Source organism: Pedobacter gandavensis, assembly GCF_032677645.1.
Taxonomy (GTDB): domain Bacteria; phylum Bacteroidota; class Bacteroidia; order Sphingobacteriales; family Sphingobacteriaceae; genus Pedobacter; species Pedobacter gandavensis_A.
The window spans coordinates 80207-100534 of record NZ_JAVTSB010000014.1 but is presented as its reverse complement, the minus strand read 5'-3'; the positions used below and the strand labels follow the sequence as shown (position 1 = coordinate 100534).

Genomic DNA, 20328 nt, shown 5'->3' with positions numbered 1-20328 from the left:
TCAGGGGATTTATTTAGTTACCGGCCTGATGATGATGGCTTGCCCATTCTTTTCCAACAACTGTATATTTAGAACAGTAGACGCATCTACTTTCATCTGCCAGATAGCCAATTTTGTAGCGGTAGCCAACGAAGCATCATCCGCGTAAACCGTGGCTTCGTATTGTTTATTTTTATCTAAGAAGTTAAGTGCCAAACTAAAATTAACAGGTTGATCCGTCAAAGTCCCTACAAACCAGTTATCGCCACTTTTTCTGGCAATGGTTCCATACTCCCCAATCTTTCCATTGATCACTTTGGTATCCTGCCAAACCGTGGGTAAGGCATCATAAAAACCAAGGTCCGGGATCTCCTCAATAACGGAAGCCGTTGATCCGGCACCGCCCTTTTTTATAGGAGAACCTGCTGGCCTGTCGTACCAATACACAAACTGCCATGGACTATAAATACAGATCGCTTTTGCCATTTGAGAAGCATGAGACCCCATTTCGTTTACACGGGGTACAAAATAACAATTGGTAAAATCGCCGGCACCGGCAATCATCCTGGTAAACATGGTGATCAATACCTGTTGGTTATCCGGACTTTCTTCTTCTCCACGGATACCTTCCTGAGTTAATAAATTCGGATAAGTTCTGGAATAACCTGTCGGACGGTATTCATCATGAATATCAATCATCATTTGATGATCAGCAGCTTTTCTAACGGCTTCATGCAACCAGGAAGTGTTTTTTTGAGAACCCACATTCACAAAACCATATTTCAGCCCTTTTACTCCCCAGGATTGAAACAATGGCAATATGCTATCTATCTCTTTTGACAAAGCCCGCTGATTCACATAAAGTAATATCCCTACCCCTTTACTTTTCCCATAAGCGATCACTTCTTGTAAGGCCAAAGGCCCCGGAGATCTGGAAGGATCCACATTTACCGCTAATGCACTGGCGGCATCATCATATTCATGACCATACCAACCGGCATCAAATTCTACATACTGCAAATGATGTCTGGCGGCAAAATCTATACAGGCTTTACCGCCGGTGGTGGTCAAGGTAACCTCACGAATCACCTTACCCGGCTTAATCCAGGAAACATCTTTTATCGCGTTGGCCTGGTTTAAATTGAGTATAAAATGGTTGTTTGCTAATAATTCCCCTGCAGATTTTGCAATCATAACATAGCGCCAGGGCGTAGAAAAGTCCGACGAATAACTTGCTTTCCCATCGAGGACTGTAAGCAATAACAAACTATCTTTTGCTGCGCGGCTAAATTTCATTCGGGCATGATCCACTAAAGCGGCTTCACCCAGGGCCACAAAACGATTCGCATTCAGCTCAATCACATAAGGACGCTCCGTTCCATTGCCTGTTTTACTTATGCTGGCTTTTCTGTATTTCGACTGTGCGCTACCTGCAACCCAGGATGGATAATCCTTAGTAAATTTAAAGCCGGTCAATTCCCGGGAAATGGTAAGCGCTTTGTCGGTAAGGATATTATATTTGAAGGCTACACCCTCATTGTACAATCTGGAAGTGATAGAAAACAATCGGTATGGCGTTTTACGCTCTTTAAACTGAATGGTGACTTCCTTGTAATGATCCAGGTAATTGTCTTTTTCGCCATATACAGGCTTCCATTTTTCTCTGACGTTTTTTTCCTTAACGGACAGTACCTCCAGGTCTTCCGACAAGGGTTTATCATTTTCAAATTCCAGTCCTAGTGGCGAATTTTCAATAATTAGACTACCTTGATAAGAGATGGAATAACTTAAGCCAGTGGAATGGTTTAGGCTGGTTCTAAGCGTTAATTCTGTTTTTTTATCAGGGCTCAGTATTTTGATTTCTTTTGCCTGGAGGATTATTGCATTGCTGATTAAAAACAGCACTAAAAATATCTTGTTCATTTTTTAAAATAAGCTTATTTACAAAGGTTAATTCAGAAGAATCTCATCGATAAACACCCATGCCGGCTGTCCTTTTCCCTCATGCCAATCCGGAAGTTTTTTCAGGTTCCTGACTACAATTTTCAGGTAAGAAACATTCTGTGCTTTAAACTTCCCCTCCACTTTGATCAAGGCCCGTTCTTCGTTTTTAAGGCTTGGCGCGGGCTTTACGGTACTTAACAGGCGGAGTTTGTTTTTATCTGAGCCGCCCCAGATCTCTACCGATTCCGGAGGAAAAACATAAGATGGAATCAACCGCATCACATTTAAAATCACAGATTGTATCATGGCAGGCTGCTTAAAAGATAATAAAGCCTCTAAATTATTCTGTCTGACACCGATCCATTTACCAGAACCATATTCAAAATTTCCAAACTGCTGATCGGCAAGGATTTTTGCCCCACCGGACTTATATTTATCATCTGGTTGCATCAGGAAGAAAATGCTATCTGGTTGATAACTGCTTTTGTAGAGATTAGCCGTAATGGTTTCACTTCCATACCAGCCGGTTTTATATGCTTTTGCCTTGATGGTGCTGCTTTCTTTCAGGAGAATCTGCTGATCAAACAAACTGGATTTCAAGCTATCTGGCTCCGAGCCATCCATAGTATAGCGGATTTGAACGCCATTAATCGGATGCTTTAGTTTTAAAGCTAAGGAGTTTTTAAAAACAGCTACTTCATTCACTATCCGGGGCTGATTTAAGCGGATCGGATGTGTGCCATCGTCTTTAAAACCTGCAATCACCGTAATATGCTGATTTGCTTTCTGCAATTGCTGTAGCTCCTCCCCACTGAGTCCGGTATTCCATAACGTCAGTTTTTTCAGACTCTTCATGGCCATCATAGGCTTTACCGATTGATAAGTCAGCTTAGTGCCTGATAAGGAAAGGCTGTTTAAATTCTTCATCGATTGTAGTTCTTTCAAACCTGCTCCGGTAACCCTGGTGAAATTAAGGTTTAGGGTATTCAGGTTTTCAAATCCGGCAATGGTTTTCAGTTCGCTATCCGCAACTGGCAGGCCTTTCAAATCCAGAGAAACGATTTGTTTTTTAAGTGGCTCCAGTTCTTTCAATGCCTCGGGCTTATACACGCTTTTATTATAAATATTGACGGCCAATGCCGGAGATTCCTTTGCGAGTGTGTATACAATCCGGTAATTATTATTCAGATTTTTAATTGTTTTTTCATCCGCAGCAGCAAAATCATACTTTGGTTCCGTACTTTCAGCAGGAGCCAGAAAGCTAGTCGCCAGAATCCTTAAAGAATCCTGAGCAGGCAAATCAAGCACCTTTTTATTCCTTAAGGCATTGCCTTTAATCCACAACCTGATCACCGCAACCTCCGCCTCATTCAACTGCTCTTTCCCTTTTGGAGGCATGTGTTTTTTATCATCCATTGGCAGGTGGATTCTTTCGAGTAGCAAGCTGATTTCCGGCTTACCCGGTACTAATAACTTCCCGCTTTTACCTCCTTTAAATATCGAGGCGGCATTTTCCATGATCAAACTTCCTTTTGCCTTTTCCAGATTATGACAGCTCAGACATTTCTGAGAAAAAACAGGCAGGATCACATCTTCAAATATTTTAGCTTGCGCCAAAGGCACTTTAGGCAATTCTTTTTTAACCGTTACCGGTTCCATCACAAAGTTATCACCATGTGTTAATGAAGCGCCATAATGACCGGCAAAAATCAGGCAAAACACGGTAACAACTGCCCCTATTCTAGCTGTACTTAGTTTATACCAGGCCGCATTTCTGGACCAATAGATGATAGAAGCCATAAAAACGACACCTACACCGGTCCATTTATGCCAATCCAGCAAGGTTCCGGAGTAGCTGGCTTCTTTAGACAACAGCAAACCCATGATTACCGTTATTGCAGAAAAAAGCGCGCCGGAAAGCAGTAAACCCGTTGTAAAACTCTGGTATAATGGCTCTTTAACATACGCCTCTTTAAAGCGAAAAAACTCCATTAACATGGCCAGCATCAGGAGTACAATTGGGAAATGCAGGATCATCGGATGCATCCTGCCCAAGGGCTGTAGCCATAGCGGAATAGTCAATTGATCGCTGAAAGCGAGTAAAAAGAGAATAAAAACATTAGCTGCAAACAACGCATTCGCTGCAAACCCTTTAAAAGTTATGCTCATAAATCAAACTATATCCTGGTAAATTTATAGGGATAGACTTTCCCGGAAGCCCATTGGGCGACATACAAATTCTCATCATCATCTACACATACATCATGAGGATTCAATAAAATCTTTTCCCCCTGACTCATGGGCTGTAATACGCCATCTTTATACACCGGCGCCTTGCCTCCGATATTGGAAACGACCTGATTGTCTTTGTTTAGAATAGTGGTAAAGCCACTGCCCTCATGATTCAAATCCGGAGATCGCAACACTGCGGCATAGAGGTAATCATTCTTGATCACCGGCCTGCAAACACAAGCCCCTGGAAGCGGGATGATTTCTTTTAGATTACCCTGCATGTCAAAACGTTTAAAACAATTCCGCGTCCGGTCGGTCACCAGCAAAGAAGGTGTACCATAACGATGGTCAATACAAACGCCATGGGCATTATCCAGGTGTTTACTTTCCGGCCCTCTTCCACCAAAATAACTCAGCAGTTTACCATCCGCACTGTAATGAAAAACATACTGTAAACCATAACCATCGGCGATAAAGAAATCACCGTTATCAGCTACTGCCGTTTCGGTAGGCACAAACTCCTCTTTCTTTTTATACAGACCGGTTTCCATCGGACAATCGATCGTCATCAGGATCTTTCCGTCCATGGTTGTTTTATACACCTGGTGTCTGTCGGTATCTGTGATAAAAAGATATTCTTTACCATTTTCTTTGGCCAGGGTAAGTCCGTGTGCCCCCGGAAATTCATGCCCCCAGGAATCCAGTAACTTCCCGGATTTATTATAGACTAAGATGTTGTTTTTAGTTTCATTAGTCAGGAGAATAATCCTTCCTTTTCCATCCTGAACCATTTCATGGCAATCATTTACCGGATTTTTCAAAGGGTTTAATTGTCCCCATTTGGCATCCAGGCGATAACGCATTTCGTTATGTCCATAAACAGCTCCTGTTGGCTTTGCATACAAATCTTTTGCAATGAAGAAGCTCGCTGAAATTATCGTCGTATGTTTTAAGAATGTTCTTCTTTCCATCAATATTATAAATTTCGTATGAATTTTTAGATTAAGATGTCATTGATCACCTTCCCCGCAACATCCGTTAGCCTGTAGCGGCGACCGAGGTGTTTAAAGGTTAATTTTTCATGATTGAGTCCGAGTTGATGGAGCACCGTAGCCTGAAAATCATGGACATGTACCGGGTTCTCAATTACGTTATAGCCAAACTCATCCGATTCTCCATAAACAATTCCAGGTTTTACGCCACCTCCGGCCATCCAGATGCTGAAGCAACGCGGATGATGGTCGCGGCCATAATTGTCTTTCGTCATGGCTCCCTGACTATAATTAGTCCGCCCGAATTCACCGCCCCAGATCACCAGTGTTTCATCCAGTAATCCTCTTTGTTTCAAATCCGTGATCAAAGCCGCAGAAGCCTGATCCACATCCTTCGCTTGTCCGGCCATTTCCGTAGGCAGGTTTCCATGTTGGTCCCAACCCTGATGATACAGTTGCACAAAACGCACCCCATCTTCACTTAATTTTCTGGCCAGCAAACAGTTTGCAGCGAAGGTTCCGGGCACCAGGCAATCCGGGCCATAAAGCTTAATAATATCATCTGGCTCTTTGCTAAGGTCTGTCGTTTCCGGCACCGCAGTTTGCATTCTGTAGGCCATTTCATATTGCTGTACTTTTGCACTGATCTCCGGATCGCCAAATTCCTGATAAGAAATCTCGTTTAGTTCGGCCAGATGATCCAGCATTTTTCTTCTTTCAAATCTGTTCAGTCCTGCCGGATCTTTGAGGTATAACACCGGATCTTCTCCGCTGCTAAATTGTACACCCTGGTGGGTAGAATCCAGGAAGCCATTGGTCCATAATTTAGAATACACACCTTGTCCATTTCCTTTCCCTCTGGAAAGTAAAACGGTAAAAGCAGGAAGGTTTTTATTTTCGCTCCCCAATCCATAACTCAGCCATGCGCCCATACTAGGCCTGTTGCCCTGTTGCGCACCGGTTTGGAAAAAGGTTAATGCCGGATCATGGTTAATCGCCTCGGTATGCATCGATTTAATGATACAAATATCATCTACCACCTTTGCGGTATACGGAAAGAGGTCACTGATCCATGCTCTGGAATCGCCATACTGTTTAAAGTCAAAATAAGAACCCACCAAAGGAAAGGAAGCCTGATTGGCAGTCATCCCCGTTAGGCGTTGCCCTGAGCGAATAGAAGCAGGCAATTCCTGCCCCATCATTTCCCTGAGTTTTGGCTTGTAATCAAAAGATTCCAATTGTGAAGGTGCACCATTCTGGAAAAGGTAAATCACTCTTTTCGCTTTTGGTGCGAAATCAGGAATTCCGGGAGGAAGACCTCCTTCATTCATCTCCCCGGTAAACAGATCAGGGATCAGTAATGAACCTAAAGCGACACTACCAAGTCCTAAACTTAGTCTGGATAAAAAACGGCGCCTGTTGAAATTAAGCCCATGTTCTAAAAAGTTCTTTTCCATATCTCTAGGTTTTTGTAATGGTTTCTTCTAAATTATAAATGGTGGTCATCACCTGCATCATTGCGGCAAGGTTGGTTTTATTGATTTGCGCAGGAATTGGATACTCCCCAACGGCCAGCACCTTTTCTGCATGTGATTTTTGCTGAAATATCTTTTGCTGATCCGCATAATAAGCGGTCAAGACTTTAATTTCCTTTTCATTGGGATTCCGGCAGACAATCAGACGGAAAGCCTTCACCAGTTTAGCGGGCACATCGGTTTTCTCCTGAATTAACTTTGCGGCCAATACCCTTGAGGCTTCTAAAACGGTAGGGTCATTCATCATCACCAATGCCTGTAAAGGCGTATTGGTATTTAAGCGTAATACTTCACATTGATCTCTGTTGCTCGCATCAAAAATGCTCATGGTAGGCGGTGGTACGGTACGTTTGATGAACGTATACATGCCCCTGCGGTATAAACTATTGCCATGATCCTGGATGTATCTGGCCAGAATTCCGCGACCGGAGGTTGCGGCTTCCCAAAGTCCGTCCGGTTGATAAGGTTTTACACTCGGTCCGCCAATGGTTTTCACCAGGAGTCCACTACTGGCCAATACTACATCTCTAACCGATTCCGCAGGAATCCGGTGTCGGGAACTTCTGGAGAGTAAAATATTATCAGGATCAGTCTTTAATTTCTCTGCGGAAAGCACTGCCGACTGCCGGTAGGTAGCCGAGCTGACAATTTGTTGTACCAGGCGTTTGATGTTCCAGCCATGGTTTACGAAATCTACGGCCAGCCAGTCCAGCAATTCAGGATGAGAAGGAAGTTCCCCCTGCATCCCGAAATCCCCTGAAGTTTTAACCAGCCCCCGGCCAAAAAACTCCTGCCATACCTGGTTTACAAAAACCCTCGCGGTTAATGGATTTTGTTTATCAAATAGCCATTTAGAAAGGCCCAACCGGTTTTTAGCATATTGCTTGCCGAATGGCAATATCGATTGAGGCGTTCCTGCGGCTACTTCTGTACCATGTGAATCATAAACTCCCCTGTTCAGGATATAGGTTTTACGAAGCGTGTCCATATCCCCCATCACCGAAACAATCAGTTTATTGGTATCTTGTTTATTGACAAAAGAAAGAATCTTTTTCACATCCGCATTGCTGATTTCCATCAGCGGTTTTTTCGCATAGGTTTCCGGACCGCCAACACTGGATTCCAGGCCAACTTCTTTTACATTATTAAAGAAAGCAAATACCTCATAATATTCTTTTTGCGAAAAGGGATCGTATTTATGGTCATGGCAATGGGCACATTCTAAAGTGACGCCCAACAAAGCTTTGCCAAAGGCATTGGTCCGGTCGGTTACGTATTCTACGCGATATTCTTCATCAATTACCCCGCCTTCTTCGGTGATTTTATGGTTGCGGTTAAAACCAGTTGCCAACAGTTGTTCTTTAGTGGCATTGGGCATCAGGTCTCCTGCCAATTGCCAGGTAATAAACTGATCATAAGGCATATTCTTATTAAAAGCATGAATCACCCAATCTCTCCAAGGCCATTGAGAACGGTAGTTATCATCCTGGTAACCATGAGAATCTGCATAACGCGCAACATCCATCCAGTGTAAGGCCATTTTCTCCCCATATGCAGATGTATTTAACAAGGATGCTACGGCTTTTTCATAGGCATTACTACTACCATCGGCGAGGAATTTATCCATCAGCTCAATGCCAGGTGGCAAGCCCGTCAGATCAAGGCTTAACCTTTTCAAAATTCTTTCTTTATCTGCTGCCGGATTAGGTTTTACGCCGTTCTGTTCCAGCTTTTCCAGCACAAAATAATCCAGCTCATTCTTTGCCCAGTCTTCGGTTTTAACTTTAGGAATTTTTGGTGATTTTGGCGGATTAAAAGCCCAGTGTCGTTCGTACTTTGCCCCTTGTTTAATCCATTTTTCGATCACTGCAATTTCATGAGCAGTTAGTTTTAGATTAGAAGATTTAGGCGGCATGATCAAGGCGGAATCTGTAGTAGAAACCCGGAGAAAAACTTCTGATGCATTCGGTTTAAAAGGGACTAACGCATGTGCGGAAGGGTTGTCTTTTAAGGCCTGATAAGCGGCTTCGGCAATATCTAGTCTTAGGCCCGCTTCCCTTTTATTCGCATCAGGCCCATGACAGGCAAAGCACTTATCTGATAAGATGGGGCGGACATGAAAATTATAGCTGATGGTATCGGGCATCTGCGCTTCAACACCTGGTGTACCCGGCGAATTGCAGGCTTGTATCGCATATACGATACCCACAAACGCGAGCATTACATAAAATAGCCTGCGATACATATAAGGAATATATTTGGTTTCAGTTGTTTGGCTGAAGTTGTGCGCTTCAGCTAACGTAATATTATATTAAAGATTCAATGTATACAATGGATTATCAGCCAAATATGATGGACTATCCAATGAATTTCATGAGCATATTGAATCAAAAAAAATGCCACAGGCAGATTAAAAATCTACTTGTGGCATTTTTGTTCAGGACCTGTACACAGGCCACCAGCATCCTGGAATCCGGATTAAATCCGGTTAACTTCTCTGGAAGCTTTTGGTAGTACCCAAACTGCTTTTTTAACCATCAATTCCCCTTCGTCATTTAAAAACTCAGCTTGCCATAGAATTTTCTTTGCTCCATGATTAGTTAGTGTTGATTTACGATTTCCATCATGTTTGATGGTTACTAATGTATTCAGCACCGGCACATCTTTCAACGTTGCACTACTTCCTTTTTTACCGCGGTACAAAGTACTGATGCGACCGATCCTTGCATCGGCTTCCATCCCCATTAATCCTTCTGTAAAGCCTTTAACTACCCCAAAAGATACCTCAGGATATTCCCTTCTTTTGGTACCCGGATCTGTTAAATGCAACATGTATTCATAAGCCTTCTCTGCTTGTCCGTTTTGATACATAATCAAAGGGAAATAGGAAAGATTTTCAACATTCCATTTGTTGTTTAGTAAATGTTGTATTGTTTTCTCTTTTCTTTCTCCTTCTTTCAAGGCATCGAACCACAATAAAAAGGTTTCTCCTTCATCCAGGCCAAATTTATGGCTATCAGAATAGAAAGTATTGTAACGGGAACCGGCCTCATTCCACCAATAAGTATCAATGTTTTTTTGGTAAGCCGCAGCTTTTTCCCTGTATAATTTTGCTTTTTTAGTCTGTCCTTTTACATCCAGAATATTCGCATAAGAATTCAGTCCGCTATAGAGTGCAGCCACTAAATCCACCCCCATCTTAATATTGGGAACGCCTTCTGAATAAGAAGGTAAACCGCGACACCTATGGAAATTATCTTTCACATTAAATGGTACCGGTGCATTTGGATGAGTTGGTCTGCTTAACAGCGAATCTGCCTGCAATACCCAGCTGTCAATAAATTCATTAACCGATTTCTCCTGGAAATTCACAAAATCAGCACCTTTAATATATTCCTCATCACCAGTCCACAAATACAGTTTCCAACTTGCTGTGATCACATCAAAGTTTGCATTCAGGTTATACCAAAAAGCTTCGTCATTTCTGTAATCTTCTACAGCTGGTTTCCCCAAATGATTCATTTCCCAAAAAGAACACCAATCTTTGGAAGCAGAGATCCCTTTGACAAAAATTCTAAGCATATTTTTGTTCTCTTTATGCAATCCTAAAACCTCGCCTCCGATCGTTTGATGGGCCACATCACGCATACAAAATGCGGAGCGTGGCGGCAATGCAGATTCATACCATGGGCCTACCGGATCACTGGTTTTACCTTTATAGCTTAAAGCCATTTCTTTTGCCCTGACAAAGGCTGTTTCCAATGCCGGATCTGATGATTTGAAAGTTACCCCGGGATCCTGGGCAAAGGCACCAAAACAGGCGCAAATCAATAAGTATAGAAAAAATGTTCTTTTCATGTGTTTAATTTAGGGTTATTTTTATAGCCTTTTGGCCATTCCAGTTAATTTCTTGTTTTTTAGCACCAGCTTGCGTGATGATGATTTTCAGGTTTTTGCCGGCTCTGACTACCATAATATCAAAATCCTGATTAAAAGCACCAATGTGTTGAAGCGACATTTCCTTCCAATCTGCTGGTAAATTTGGTTGTAATAAAAAGGAGTTAAAGCTTTTAGGTTGGATGCCAAACAGACCTTCTGTGATCGCCCTGCAATACAAGCCACTTTCTGCCGATAGATGGCGTTGATTTCCTTCCGGCCAGGCTTCTACCGCATAAGGAACATGCTCACCAAGCAAGCGTTTATCCGTATAATATTTCAGGTATTTTAGGGTCGTATCGGTAATTCCTGCATTAAATAATCCACGAACCGCGTATAAAAGCGAGCGATCCCAGAATACCTTTGAACCAGACTCCGTAAGCATGCCGTCCTTAGTCCACAAATGACCAGACATTAATGCTTTTGCAGTTTGTTCCTTTCTTTCGTACATGCCCATTACTAAAGGCATGCCAATCCATGACCTCAATTTATCATTGCCATCGTAATAGCGATAGGTATCAAAGCCCTGTACCTTAGCTCCGAAATACTTTTCAATGGCTATTCTTAGGTCTGCAGCTTCTGCGGCCAGCTTTTCAGCAGTCGCTTTATCCCCTAATGAAGCGGCAAGATCAGCAGAACTAATCAATGCACCATAGGCAAGCGTATTGGTGGAAAGGTTGATTTTTCCGGCAGGGAATCGTCCTTCCAGCTCATCTGAATCTGAAGCAACGACCCCATCTTTACTTTTCTTTCTTCTGGAAAACTCCAGACACCATTCGATTAAAGGCCATAACTTACGGGCTTCCACGGTATCTCCATAAGCCAATGCAAATCTAGATGCGCCATAAGCAATCATGGCCATATCGCCACGGTCGCCGGCTCCATTCCACATTCCTGCGCCCTCTGCAATGATCGAACTTGGAATGGGCTTATAAGCTGCATTCATATATTTCGCAAACATGCGAAAGCTATTGATTGCACTTTGATTTCCTTCGGGATTGCCTAGAAAAGGGAATAGTGGATTCATATATTCTGCCTGATCATTTGCCCAGATTCCGGCATAATAATCCCCCCCTCCCGGACTATGTAACAAGCCGCCTTTGGTATCAAAAATACTTTCCGAAGCCCTTATTTTTGCAAAGGAGAACATTTGGTTGAGGTTAGCATCCGGAGTTTTTAACACCAGTTTACTGGTAATATCTTCGATGAGGTTTTCACGTTTAATCAGTTCATATTCTGAAGAAAACTCATAAGGCTGATCGGCCAGTTTTCTTGCGCTGTAAACCACAGCATACACCAGGGTTTCACCTGGTTTTAAGCTGAATTTACCTGCGCCATAAACCCTGGTATTTAACACATAAACCCCGTAAACCCCTTTATTTAGTTTGGTACTGTCTGTATGTTCAAATTCAGGAATGGTAATTTCCACGGCCTTCGAATTCGTATTTTTAAAAGTACCCTGTTCAATAAATGCAGGTTTATTTACCGATGGAAAAAGCTCACGAAGGATGCTTACTCCTCCGAAAACCGACCTCACCTGAATTGATCCGTTGAAAGCAAAAGCAGCAGGCTGCTCATTTAAAGCCTGCCCATCAATAGAAATTGCCGGAATGGGCTGGTCAAAATCTCTGATCAGACTTCCCCTTGTATCATTAGGGATGGTCCTTAGCATCGGAAAAACAAGCTTCCTTTTTAAGATTAAACTACCTTTGTCATTTACCCCATAAGTAAGAATTGCAGAGATCTGTTTTCCGCTCATTTCTATCTGATCGGTATGTGCAGCTCCTTTTTTCACGATCCATTCTATACCTCCATTTTTCACTAAATTCCAGCGTAGATCCTGGGCATTTACATCAACAAAACTGTACAGTAGGGGCAGCAAAAACAATAGTCGCTTAATTGGGTTAAATTTCATAAAAATAAGATATTAAAACGGATAATTAATAAAAGGGAAATCAGCCAGCCCTCCTTTTAGCAGGAGGGCTGGCTGGTATTTAATTGTAATTCGGGTTTTGGATCAGGGAAGGATTTTTCTGTATTTCCGTCCTTGGAATTGGGTAATAATAAAACGAAGGAACCCAGGTACGCTCCTGAACGGTCATCAACTCATAAGTAAATGCACCGTTGCTTTGTTTTTTAATGACAACCCCTTTGGCATCTTCAGAACCGATTTCGGCAATGCCCCATCTTCTGATGTCAAAATAACGGTGTCCTTCAAAGCAAAGCTCAATCCTACGCTCATGTCTGATTTTTTCGATCAGTCCGGTTGCATTCACCTCAGCCAAACCTGCTTTTTCAGTTCTGATTTTGTTCAGGTAAATAAGTGCTTCTCCATCCTCACCTAATTCAGCACAAGCTTCGGCATAGTTCAGGTAAATTTCTGACAACCTGAAAACTGCCCATTGGGTAGCATCATATTCCTGAACGTTCCAATCGTGTGCTTCATTCACCATTTTCTTCACGCAGTATCTGGTTTTAGAGGCATTCCATGGCGAAAAAGGGCTTTGTGGAGAATCGTCTCCACCTTCGTAAAAACCAGTTAATCTGTTTTTAAACATTTGATTATTGGCCAATATGCTCGCATAAAATCTAGGCTCTCTGTTTAAGTAAGGATTTTTAGCCTGATCCGGATTACTCCAGCTGAATTTGGTCCCATCAGCCATTTCAAAATCATCCACCATTTGCTGTAGCACATTATAAGAGCTGTAGCCATTATAGCCATTCGGACTTAAATCTCTGCTCACCGTATTGTATTGATCAGCCATTACTAAGCCGCTATACACTCTCGAAAAAATGATTTCTGAATTAAAGAAATCCAGGAAGGTTTTATTGTAAGTACCATTTGCGGCATTACCATACAAAGTATATTTAGTTCCAGTGAAATCAATCAGGGCTTTAGCCGCCAGTTTCGCTTCTTCCCACAATTTCCGGTCGTTGGTTTTATTGAAATAAGGACTTGCAGCATACAGCAACAGTCTTGATTTTAAAGCCATTGCCGCTCCTGTTGTTGCACGACCTTTATCATTATTACTGGTATACACTGCTGGCAATAGTTTTATCGCTGCTGCGATATCGCTCAATATAAAGTCTTTAGTTTCTGTCCAGCTGGCTCTTTTCTCACTGAACGTCCGGTCATTCACATCATAAACTTTGGTGATTAAGGGTACACCGCCAAATCTTTTCAGGAGTTCGAAATAAGCCAGTGCTCTTAAAAAATGTGTCTCGCCTTTCATGGTACTTACCACTTTATCTGCACCGCTAATGTTCTCAATTTTGTCAAAGAAAATATTACTGTAACGGATAGAACCGTACATTTTATTCCAATGGTTTAAGGAACCTGAGGTCTGGTTATCCGGGGTAGCCTCTCCACGAACGTAAATATTTTCATTTTTCCAGTTAAAGTTCCCATACAATTCATCTGTTTGCGCTCCCCAACCAAAACCACCATCAGGATAAGCCAGCACGGTCTGGTCGTAAATACTGTTTACAAAAACCTGAGCCAGTTTAGGATCTGTCCATACATCCTTTTCCGTATAAGCGTTTAGGGGTTGCAGGTCTAATGCCTTTTTACAACCTCCAAATAACAATGCTGTACAAACGAGCAAAGCAGCGCCATTCATTTTAAAATTATTTATGTTCAATTTCATGATATGCTTGATAAATGATTAAAAGGTGATGTTTGCGCCAATATTGATCACGCGTTGTTGCGGATAGTACTGTCCTGAGCCATTGGATATTTCCGGATCGAAAGAAGGGCCGAATTTATCAATTGAAAACAGGTTGGATCCACTCACATAGAACCTTGCATTTTGAATCTTTATTTTCTCTGTTATTGATTTTGAGAGGCTATAGCCAAACTCCACATTTTTCAATCTTACAAAAGAGGCATCTCTCAACCATAAGTCAGATTCCAGGGTATTTACACCGAATGTTCTGCCTGTTGGTCCGTTAAAATTCCTTGGGTATGTATTGTCTCCAGGATTCTGCCATCTTTTTTCAAAAAACTCTGTCACCATATTTAAGCCTGCAGGAGCCAGATAAGATTGTGCTCTTGCCTGTCCCTGAAAGAAAACGGAGCAATCAATGTTTTTCCATGAAGCACCTAAAGCCAATCCGAACATCAGTTCCGGCGTACGTACCAAGGGCATTCTTACCTTATCAAGGTCAGTGATAAAGCCATCCTGATTTACATCCACATACCTGATATCGCCGGGAGCTGTATTTGCCGGATGCGGACTATTGTCGATTTCCTGTTGATTTTGATAAATACCATTTGATTTATACAGGAACCAGGAATCCACAGGGATATTTGTTTTACGCTGATAAGAAGGAATATTTGGTGCCTCATCCATAAAAATCACTTTATTTCTGGCAAAAGTCATATTACCTCTAACATTATAAGAGAAAGAATCACCGATGGTATTGCGGTGGGTAACTTCCATTTCAATCCCCCTGTTTAACACTTTCCCTAAGTTTTCATTTGGCAGCGTCAGACCAGTATACCCCGGAACAGATTCGCTTCTGGTGATCAGAATATTAGAACGCATAGACCTGAAAAGATCAATATTAACACCCAGTTTCCCTTTAAAGAATTGAGATTCCAGTCCAATATCGGTAGTGGTGGCCAATTCCCAGGTGATATTAGGATTAGGAGTTGGACCTAATATTAAGGAAGGTAGTTGCGAGGCATCCGGACCTAAAGAATAGCCATAACCCGTGCCCAATAGATAAGTTTGCAGGTAATTAAATGCGTTGACAATATCATTACCTGTTCTACCCCATGAAGCTCTTAACTTCAATTCATTTACGACCTCTGATTTAAAGAAATCCTCCTGTGAGATACGCCATCCGGCAGAAACGCCTGGAAAGAAACCATAACGTTTTCCTTCAGGAAAGTTTTGTGAACCATCATAACGCATGGTATAATCTACCAGGTATTTACTTTTATAATTGTAAGATAAACGACTGATGTAATTGATACGGGCAGCTTTTGCAGCACTGGAATTATTTTGCTGTCCGACAGGGCTTCCTGCAAACAGCTGATCCAGACTATTGCTCAGAAAATTTGATCTCGAAGCATTGATAATATCAGTGCTTCCATTGAATTTTTCGAAGGCCACGAAAGCATCAAAAGCATGGTCGCCAATCGCTTTTGAGTAGCCCAGTTTTAGGTTGAGTAATCCCTCATTAATTCCTCCTCTTTGTTCAAATAAGGAAGGCGCAATAGCGGAAGTAACCGCCACATAATCTTTGCTAACCGGATCATACCTATAAGCTGGTGGTGGTGTTTTTGTAAAAGACTTAGTTTTAGTATTCGTTTTATCGAACGCATAATAACCGTCAACAAACAATCCTTTGGCCAGTTTATCCAGTTTCCAGCTAAAAGAAGCCTTAGTTTGCAGGTAATCTGTTGTAAAACGCTGATATCCTGCCTCACCTGAAGTGATGTACACCATGCTGTTATCCGGATTACCACCAATCCCTACACCCACCAATCCATTAGGATAAGTTGGGGTCAAAAAAGGATAGGCCAGCCATAGTTCTCTGAAAATACCCGGAGCATCATAACCACGTTTTGCAGCATTACGCAATTCATTACGGTAAGCCACATCCACACCGATCTTAAAATTATCTGTCACGTTCACATCGATATTTGCTCTTGCCTGATCTTGTTGGTAATAAGCGGCATTACCCTTATAAATTCCATCTTGTTTCTGATGTTGACCCGATAGGAAATAACTCACTTTATCGGTCCCACCACTTAGCGACATGATATGATTTTGCTGTAAGGCGCGTTTTTTCATAATTGCATCCCACCAGTTGCTGTTCGGATGACCTAAAGGATCTGATCCATCGCGGAATTTCTCCAGGTCTTCTGCTTTCCAGGTCAGCTGTTGGCCAACCAGAGCATCATATTCATTAGTTGCCTGTGCAAATTGATAAGAGTTTAACATTTTAGGAACACGGGTAGGCTCAGTTGTTGCCCAGTTTGTACCAAAAGACAATACCGGTTGCCCTGTCTTGCCTCTTTTTGTGGTAATTAAAATCACACCATTGGCAGATCTTGCGCCATAAATCGCCGCACTTGCATCTTTAATTACGGTGAAGGATTCAATGTCGGCCGGGTTTAATCTGGCAAAGCCACCTGCACGATCAGGAATCCCATCAATCACGACTAAAGCACCTGAATTACCCAGTGTGCTTTTTCCGCGGACAAATACATCGGCATTGTCATTCCCAGGCTCCCCACTTCTTGTATTTACAATTAGTCCGGGAACCTGACCTGCGATAGAATTGGTCAGGTTGGTTGATGGAGATTTTGCCAGTTCAGTACCACTAATGGTAGAAACCGCACCGGTTAGGTTTGCTTTCTTTTTCGTCCCATAGCCCACTACCACAATCTCATTTAAACCAGATCCAGCATCTTCAACCATTTGCACTTCTATATGCTTCCTGCCATTTACCGGCACTTGCTGATCCGCATATCCGATATAGCTAAAAAGCAATGTGGCATTTTCAGGGACACTAATTTTGAATTTCCCGTCAGGGTCTGTTTTGGCTCCTATCTGTGTTCCTTTTACGCGAACACTTGCATTTGGTAATCCCTGCCCATTTTCCGTTACCCTTCCGGTAACCAGTTGTTGCCGGGCAAATACCGATGAGTAAAAAACAAAACAGAGGAGTAACAGGAGGAGCTTTTTCCCGAAAAAATCGGGATAGCCCAAAGTAGAAATGGTAAGTTTCAAGTTCATATTTGGTTAGGTTAGGTTGATAACAGGACAGCGAAGTAACTAGTCTAGTCTACACTGTTCTATTATCACCTAAATATAAACGAAGTTTATTTGTAATTGCAAAATTAATTTGCCGATCACAGAAAATCCAGGGGATTTTCAGCGGGCACTAATTAAATATTATTGGCCAAATAACCTTTTAAAGGCCAATTAATCAGGCATACCCCATATTAGTTTTATTTGAAATTATTTTTCAATTTCATGATTAGCTGAATTTTATTACCTTGTAAAAAAGCTGTATGGCAGAATCTATGTTTATAGACTAGTGCAGACCAACCCTACCAAGTATGATCACCATTTTTGAAAAGATACAGGAACTAGAATCCATCCCTTCCTACTCCAAACACGAGCAGTTTGTTCAGGGCATCATGAATGCGATCGATGAAAGAATCATCGCTCAGGGCGAAGCTTTACCTTCCATTAATGTGCTAATCAAGGAACTCGGCTTTGCCAGAGAAACGATTATGAAAGGATACAGGGAGCTCATCAGCCGTGGTATTGTGGAATCAAAAAACAGGCAGGGCTATTTTGTAGCAAATGACGATACAGAGCAAACTTTAAAAGTGGCTTTACTGATGTACCTCATCGATTCCTTTCAGGAGCAGTTTTATAGAAACCTGCGCAATGAACTGGGACCAAACGTACACATCGACGTATTTTTCCATCATGGTAATATTACCATGTTTGAAACCATGCTCCACATGATTAAAGGCAAATATGGGGTTTACGTCGTTTCTCCAATCCCACATCCTAAAACAAAACACCTTTTAGAACTCTTACCCATCAATAAATTCATCATGTTTGACCGATACGAACCGATGAAAGGCGACTTTAATTATGTGAGTCAGGAATTTGAGCAATCCACTTACCAGGTACTTTCTGAACTTGCAGAAACCATAAAAACATTTGATGAACTGATCTTTTTCCATGTTCCGGGTTCCCTTGACCCGGTAGAAATCATTAAATCTTTTAAAAGATTCACTAAAGACTTCCAGATTAACACCCGGATATTGAATGAATATGAGCCGGGTAGTGTAGAAAAAGGAAAGGTTTATTTTACCCTGGACAATTCTGAAATCTGGAAAATCATGAAAGATTGTGAGCTCAAAAAATTAGAACCAGGGATCGATATCGGCATACTTTCCCATAACGACGAAATAGTTAAAGAGATTATCGGCGGTGGGATCACTACTTATTCTGCCGATTTCTCCTTAATGGGCAGAAGAGTAGCACAGGCAATCCTGAAAAAGGAAAAAGTGCAGGAGATCATCCCAACGGTACTTATCAGAAGAAAATCGCTTTAATTCTCCAACGATGAATGTGATTGCCTTTTCTACCTTTATCCTTGTCACTTTTTTTGTTGGCTTAATTTCATGGTATAAAACCAGAAGGCAAAAAATTACGACAGCGGCAGGGCTTTTTCTGGCCAACCGTAGCTTAACTTTTACAGCAGTAGGTACCGCGTTATTCTTTACAAATATTAGTGCCGCAGAATTTGTAGGTACTGCGGAATCCGTTTATGTAAATAATATGTCGATCATGGCCTGGGGAATCAGCTCGGTATTTGCCATGGTTATCGTTTCCGAATTCATTATCCCCATCTATTTAAAGGGAGCCATGTCGACCACACCAGACTTTCTGGAAAACAGATATGACCCCCAAACCAAGAAACTGGTCTCCTTTCTGTTTTTGGTGAGCTATGTCGTTAACCTACTCCCAATCGTGCTTTATAGTGGTGCTGTGGCCCTCAATGGCTTGTTTCATTTTTCAGATATATGGAACATCAGCTATGGCAGCAGCATCTGGATACTGGTCTGGTGCATTGGTCTGGTGGGCAGTTTATATTCTATTTTGGGCGGACTAAAAGCCATCGTGATCTCGGATCTGGTATTGGGTATTTTCATGTTTACAGGAGCACTTTTACTGGCATACTTCGGATTAAAACATGTGGGAAATGGCGATTCCCTGCAAGGCATACATACGGTTCTATCCTCAAAAAAGGAACATTTTAACTCCATAGGAAGTGCTAAAGATGCCGTCCCCTTTTCCACCATATTTACCGGTATGATTCTGATGAACCTGTTTTACTGGGGGACCGAGCAGGTGATTGTTCAGCAAGCCCTTGCTTCCTCAAATCTGAAAACCAGTCAGAAGGGAATTGCCCTGGCCTGCCTTGGAAAACTACTAGGCCCCTTACTTTTCATTTTACCGGGGATTATTGCTGTGCATTTATATGGCAATTTGCACAATACAACGGAGGCCTTCTCCAGAGTTGTCAGCGACGTTTCCCCTCCTATACTGAGTGGTTTCATTGCCGCGGTGATCTTTGGCGCAGCTATTACTTCCTTTTCACCTGCACTCAACAGCGCCAGCACCCTGTTTATCTTAAACCTTTACAAACCTTATAAAGAAAGAAAAGGTCAAAGTGTTACGGAGCCTGAGTTATTGAAAAACTCCAGAAGATTTGAATTGTATGCTTCCCTGCTGGCGATGTTTATCGCACCCCTCATCATCTTTTCCAATGGTAATTTTTACACCTTTATGCAAAAGATGAATGCAGCTTTCAGCATTCCTATTTTCAGCATTATGTTTGTGGGTTTTGTGACGAAAAAAGTTCCGCCCATTGCCGCCAAAATAGGATTAGCATTTTGTTTCAGCGGCTATATCCTTACACAAATTGTCTTTGATACCGGAATTCATTTCCTCCATATTCTGGCTATTCTCTTTCTATTGACCACGGCTATTATGCTCCTTATTGGAAAAATAGTCCCAATGAAAAGCCCTTATGTCGCACAAAACAAACAAGTGGTGGATTTAAAACCCTGGAAAAACCGACACTGGGTTAATGGCTTGCTCCTCCTCCTGATGGTCTTGCTGTTCCTGGTATTTTCTAAAATCGGAATTGCCAGCTAATCAAAA

Annotated in this window: 11 protein-coding genes; 2 read left to right on the top strand and 9 right to left on the bottom strand. The window is 42.0% G+C overall.

Features of this window, described 5'->3' with window-relative positions; all coding sequences use genetic code 11:
- Positions 1–9: 9 nt before the first annotated feature.
- The 9 genes from R2Q66_RS21500 to R2Q66_RS21460 all read right to left on the bottom strand — a co-directional run bounded on the left by R2Q66_RS21500 (position 10) and on the right by R2Q66_RS21460 (position 17370).
- On the bottom strand, positions 10–1902 hold the full coding sequence (locus R2Q66_RS21500) for a glycoside hydrolase family 97 protein (protein WP_316753100.1): 1893 nt from the start codon (positions 1900–1902) through the stop codon (positions 10–12).
- Between the two features lie 27 nt (positions 1903–1929).
- Positions 1930–4092, bottom strand: a complete 2163-nt coding sequence (locus R2Q66_RS21495) for a c-type cytochrome domain-containing protein (RefSeq protein ID WP_316753098.1) — start codon at positions 4090–4092, stop codon at positions 1930–1932.
- An 8-nt stretch (positions 4093–4100) separates the two neighbouring features.
- A complete protein-coding gene (locus tag R2Q66_RS21490; protein ID WP_316753096.1) occupies positions 4101–5126 on the bottom strand; it encodes a hypothetical protein in 1026 nt (341 codons plus the stop codon).
- Positions 5127–5152: 26 nt separating this feature from the next.
- A complete protein-coding gene (locus tag R2Q66_RS21485; RefSeq protein WP_316753094.1) occupies positions 5153–6604 on the bottom strand; it encodes a DUF1501 domain-containing protein in 1452 nt (483 codons plus the stop codon).
- 4 nt (positions 6605–6608) lie between these two features.
- The gene (locus R2Q66_RS21480) at positions 6609–8927 is read right to left on the bottom strand and encodes a PSD1 and planctomycete cytochrome C domain-containing protein (RefSeq protein ID WP_316753093.1); all 2319 of its coding nucleotides are present in this window, start codon (positions 8925–8927) and stop codon (positions 6609–6611) included.
- Positions 8928–9160: 233 nt separating this feature from the next.
- Positions 9161–10540 (bottom strand): trehalase family glycosidase, encoded by a 1380-nt coding sequence (locus R2Q66_RS21475; protein WP_316753091.1) that lies wholly within the window; start codon positions 10538–10540, stop codon positions 9161–9163.
- 4 nt (positions 10541–10544) lie between these two features.
- Positions 10545–12533 (bottom strand): hypothetical protein, encoded by a 1989-nt coding sequence (locus tag R2Q66_RS21470; protein WP_316753088.1) that lies wholly within the window; start codon positions 12531–12533, stop codon positions 10545–10547.
- Positions 12534–12612: 79 nt separating this feature from the next.
- Positions 12613–14265, bottom strand: a complete 1653-nt coding sequence (locus tag R2Q66_RS21465) for a RagB/SusD family nutrient uptake outer membrane protein (RefSeq protein ID WP_316753086.1) — start codon at positions 14263–14265, stop codon at positions 12613–12615.
- An 18-nt stretch (positions 14266–14283) separates the two neighbouring features.
- The gene (locus R2Q66_RS21460) at positions 14284–17370 is read right to left on the bottom strand and encodes a TonB-dependent receptor (RefSeq protein WP_316753084.1); all 3087 of its coding nucleotides are present in this window, start codon (positions 17368–17370) and stop codon (positions 14284–14286) included.
- A gap of 326 nt (positions 17371–17696) precedes the next feature.
- Here R2Q66_RS21460 and R2Q66_RS21455 point away from each other — a divergent pair, with 326 nt between their 5' ends.
- Together R2Q66_RS21455 and R2Q66_RS21450 are read left to right on the top strand one after the other, a co-directional pair.
- The gene (locus R2Q66_RS21455; protein ID WP_316753082.1) at positions 17697–18713 is read left to right on the top strand and encodes a winged helix-turn-helix domain-containing protein; all 1017 of its coding nucleotides are present in this window, start codon (positions 17697–17699) and stop codon (positions 18711–18713) included.
- Between the two features lie 10 nt (positions 18714–18723).
- Positions 18724–20322: a solute:sodium symporter family transporter gene (locus R2Q66_RS21450; protein ID WP_316753079.1), complete on the top strand. Its 1599-nt coding sequence runs from the start codon at positions 18724–18726 to the stop codon at positions 20320–20322.
- Positions 20323–20328 lie beyond the last annotated feature (6 nt).

Excerpts from the sequence above, each read along its gene's own strand:
- R2Q66_RS21470 (WP_316753088.1), bottom strand. The coding sequence starts at position 12,533 with ATGAAATTTAACCCAATTAAGCGACTATTGTTTTTGCTGCCCCTACTG.
- R2Q66_RS21485 (WP_316753094.1), bottom strand. The coding sequence starts at position 6,604 with ATGGAAAAGAACTTTTTAGAACATGGGCTTAATTTCAACAGGCGCCGT.
- R2Q66_RS21495 (WP_316753098.1), bottom strand. The coding sequence starts at position 4,092 with ATGAGCATAACTTTTAAAGGGTTTGCAGCGAATGCGTTGTTTGCAGCT.
- R2Q66_RS21480 (WP_316753093.1), bottom strand. The coding sequence starts at position 8,927 with ATGTATCGCAGGCTATTTTATGTAATGCTCGCGTTTGTGGGTATCGTA.
- R2Q66_RS21500 (WP_316753100.1), bottom strand. The coding sequence starts at position 1,902 with ATGAACAAGATATTTTTAGTGCTGTTTTTAATCAGCAATGCAATAATC.
- R2Q66_RS21490 (WP_316753096.1), bottom strand. The coding sequence starts at position 5,126 with ATGGAAAGAAGAACATTCTTAAAACATACGACGATAATTTCAGCGAGC.
- R2Q66_RS21460 (WP_316753084.1), bottom strand. The coding sequence starts at position 17,370 with ATGAACTTGAAACTTACCATTTCTACTTTGGGCTATCCCGATTTTTTC.
- R2Q66_RS21475 (WP_316753091.1), bottom strand. The coding sequence starts at position 10,540 with ATGAAAAGAACATTTTTTCTATACTTATTGATTTGCGCCTGTTTTGGT.
- R2Q66_RS21465 (WP_316753086.1), bottom strand. The coding sequence starts at position 14,265 with ATGAAATTGAACATAAATAATTTTAAAATGAATGGCGCTGCTTTGCTC.
- R2Q66_RS21450 (WP_316753079.1), top strand. The coding sequence starts at position 18,724 with ATGAATGTGATTGCCTTTTCTACCTTTATCCTTGTCACTTTTTTTGTT.
- R2Q66_RS21455 (WP_316753082.1), top strand. The coding sequence starts at position 17,697 with ATGATCACCATTTTTGAAAAGATACAGGAACTAGAATCCATCCCTTCC.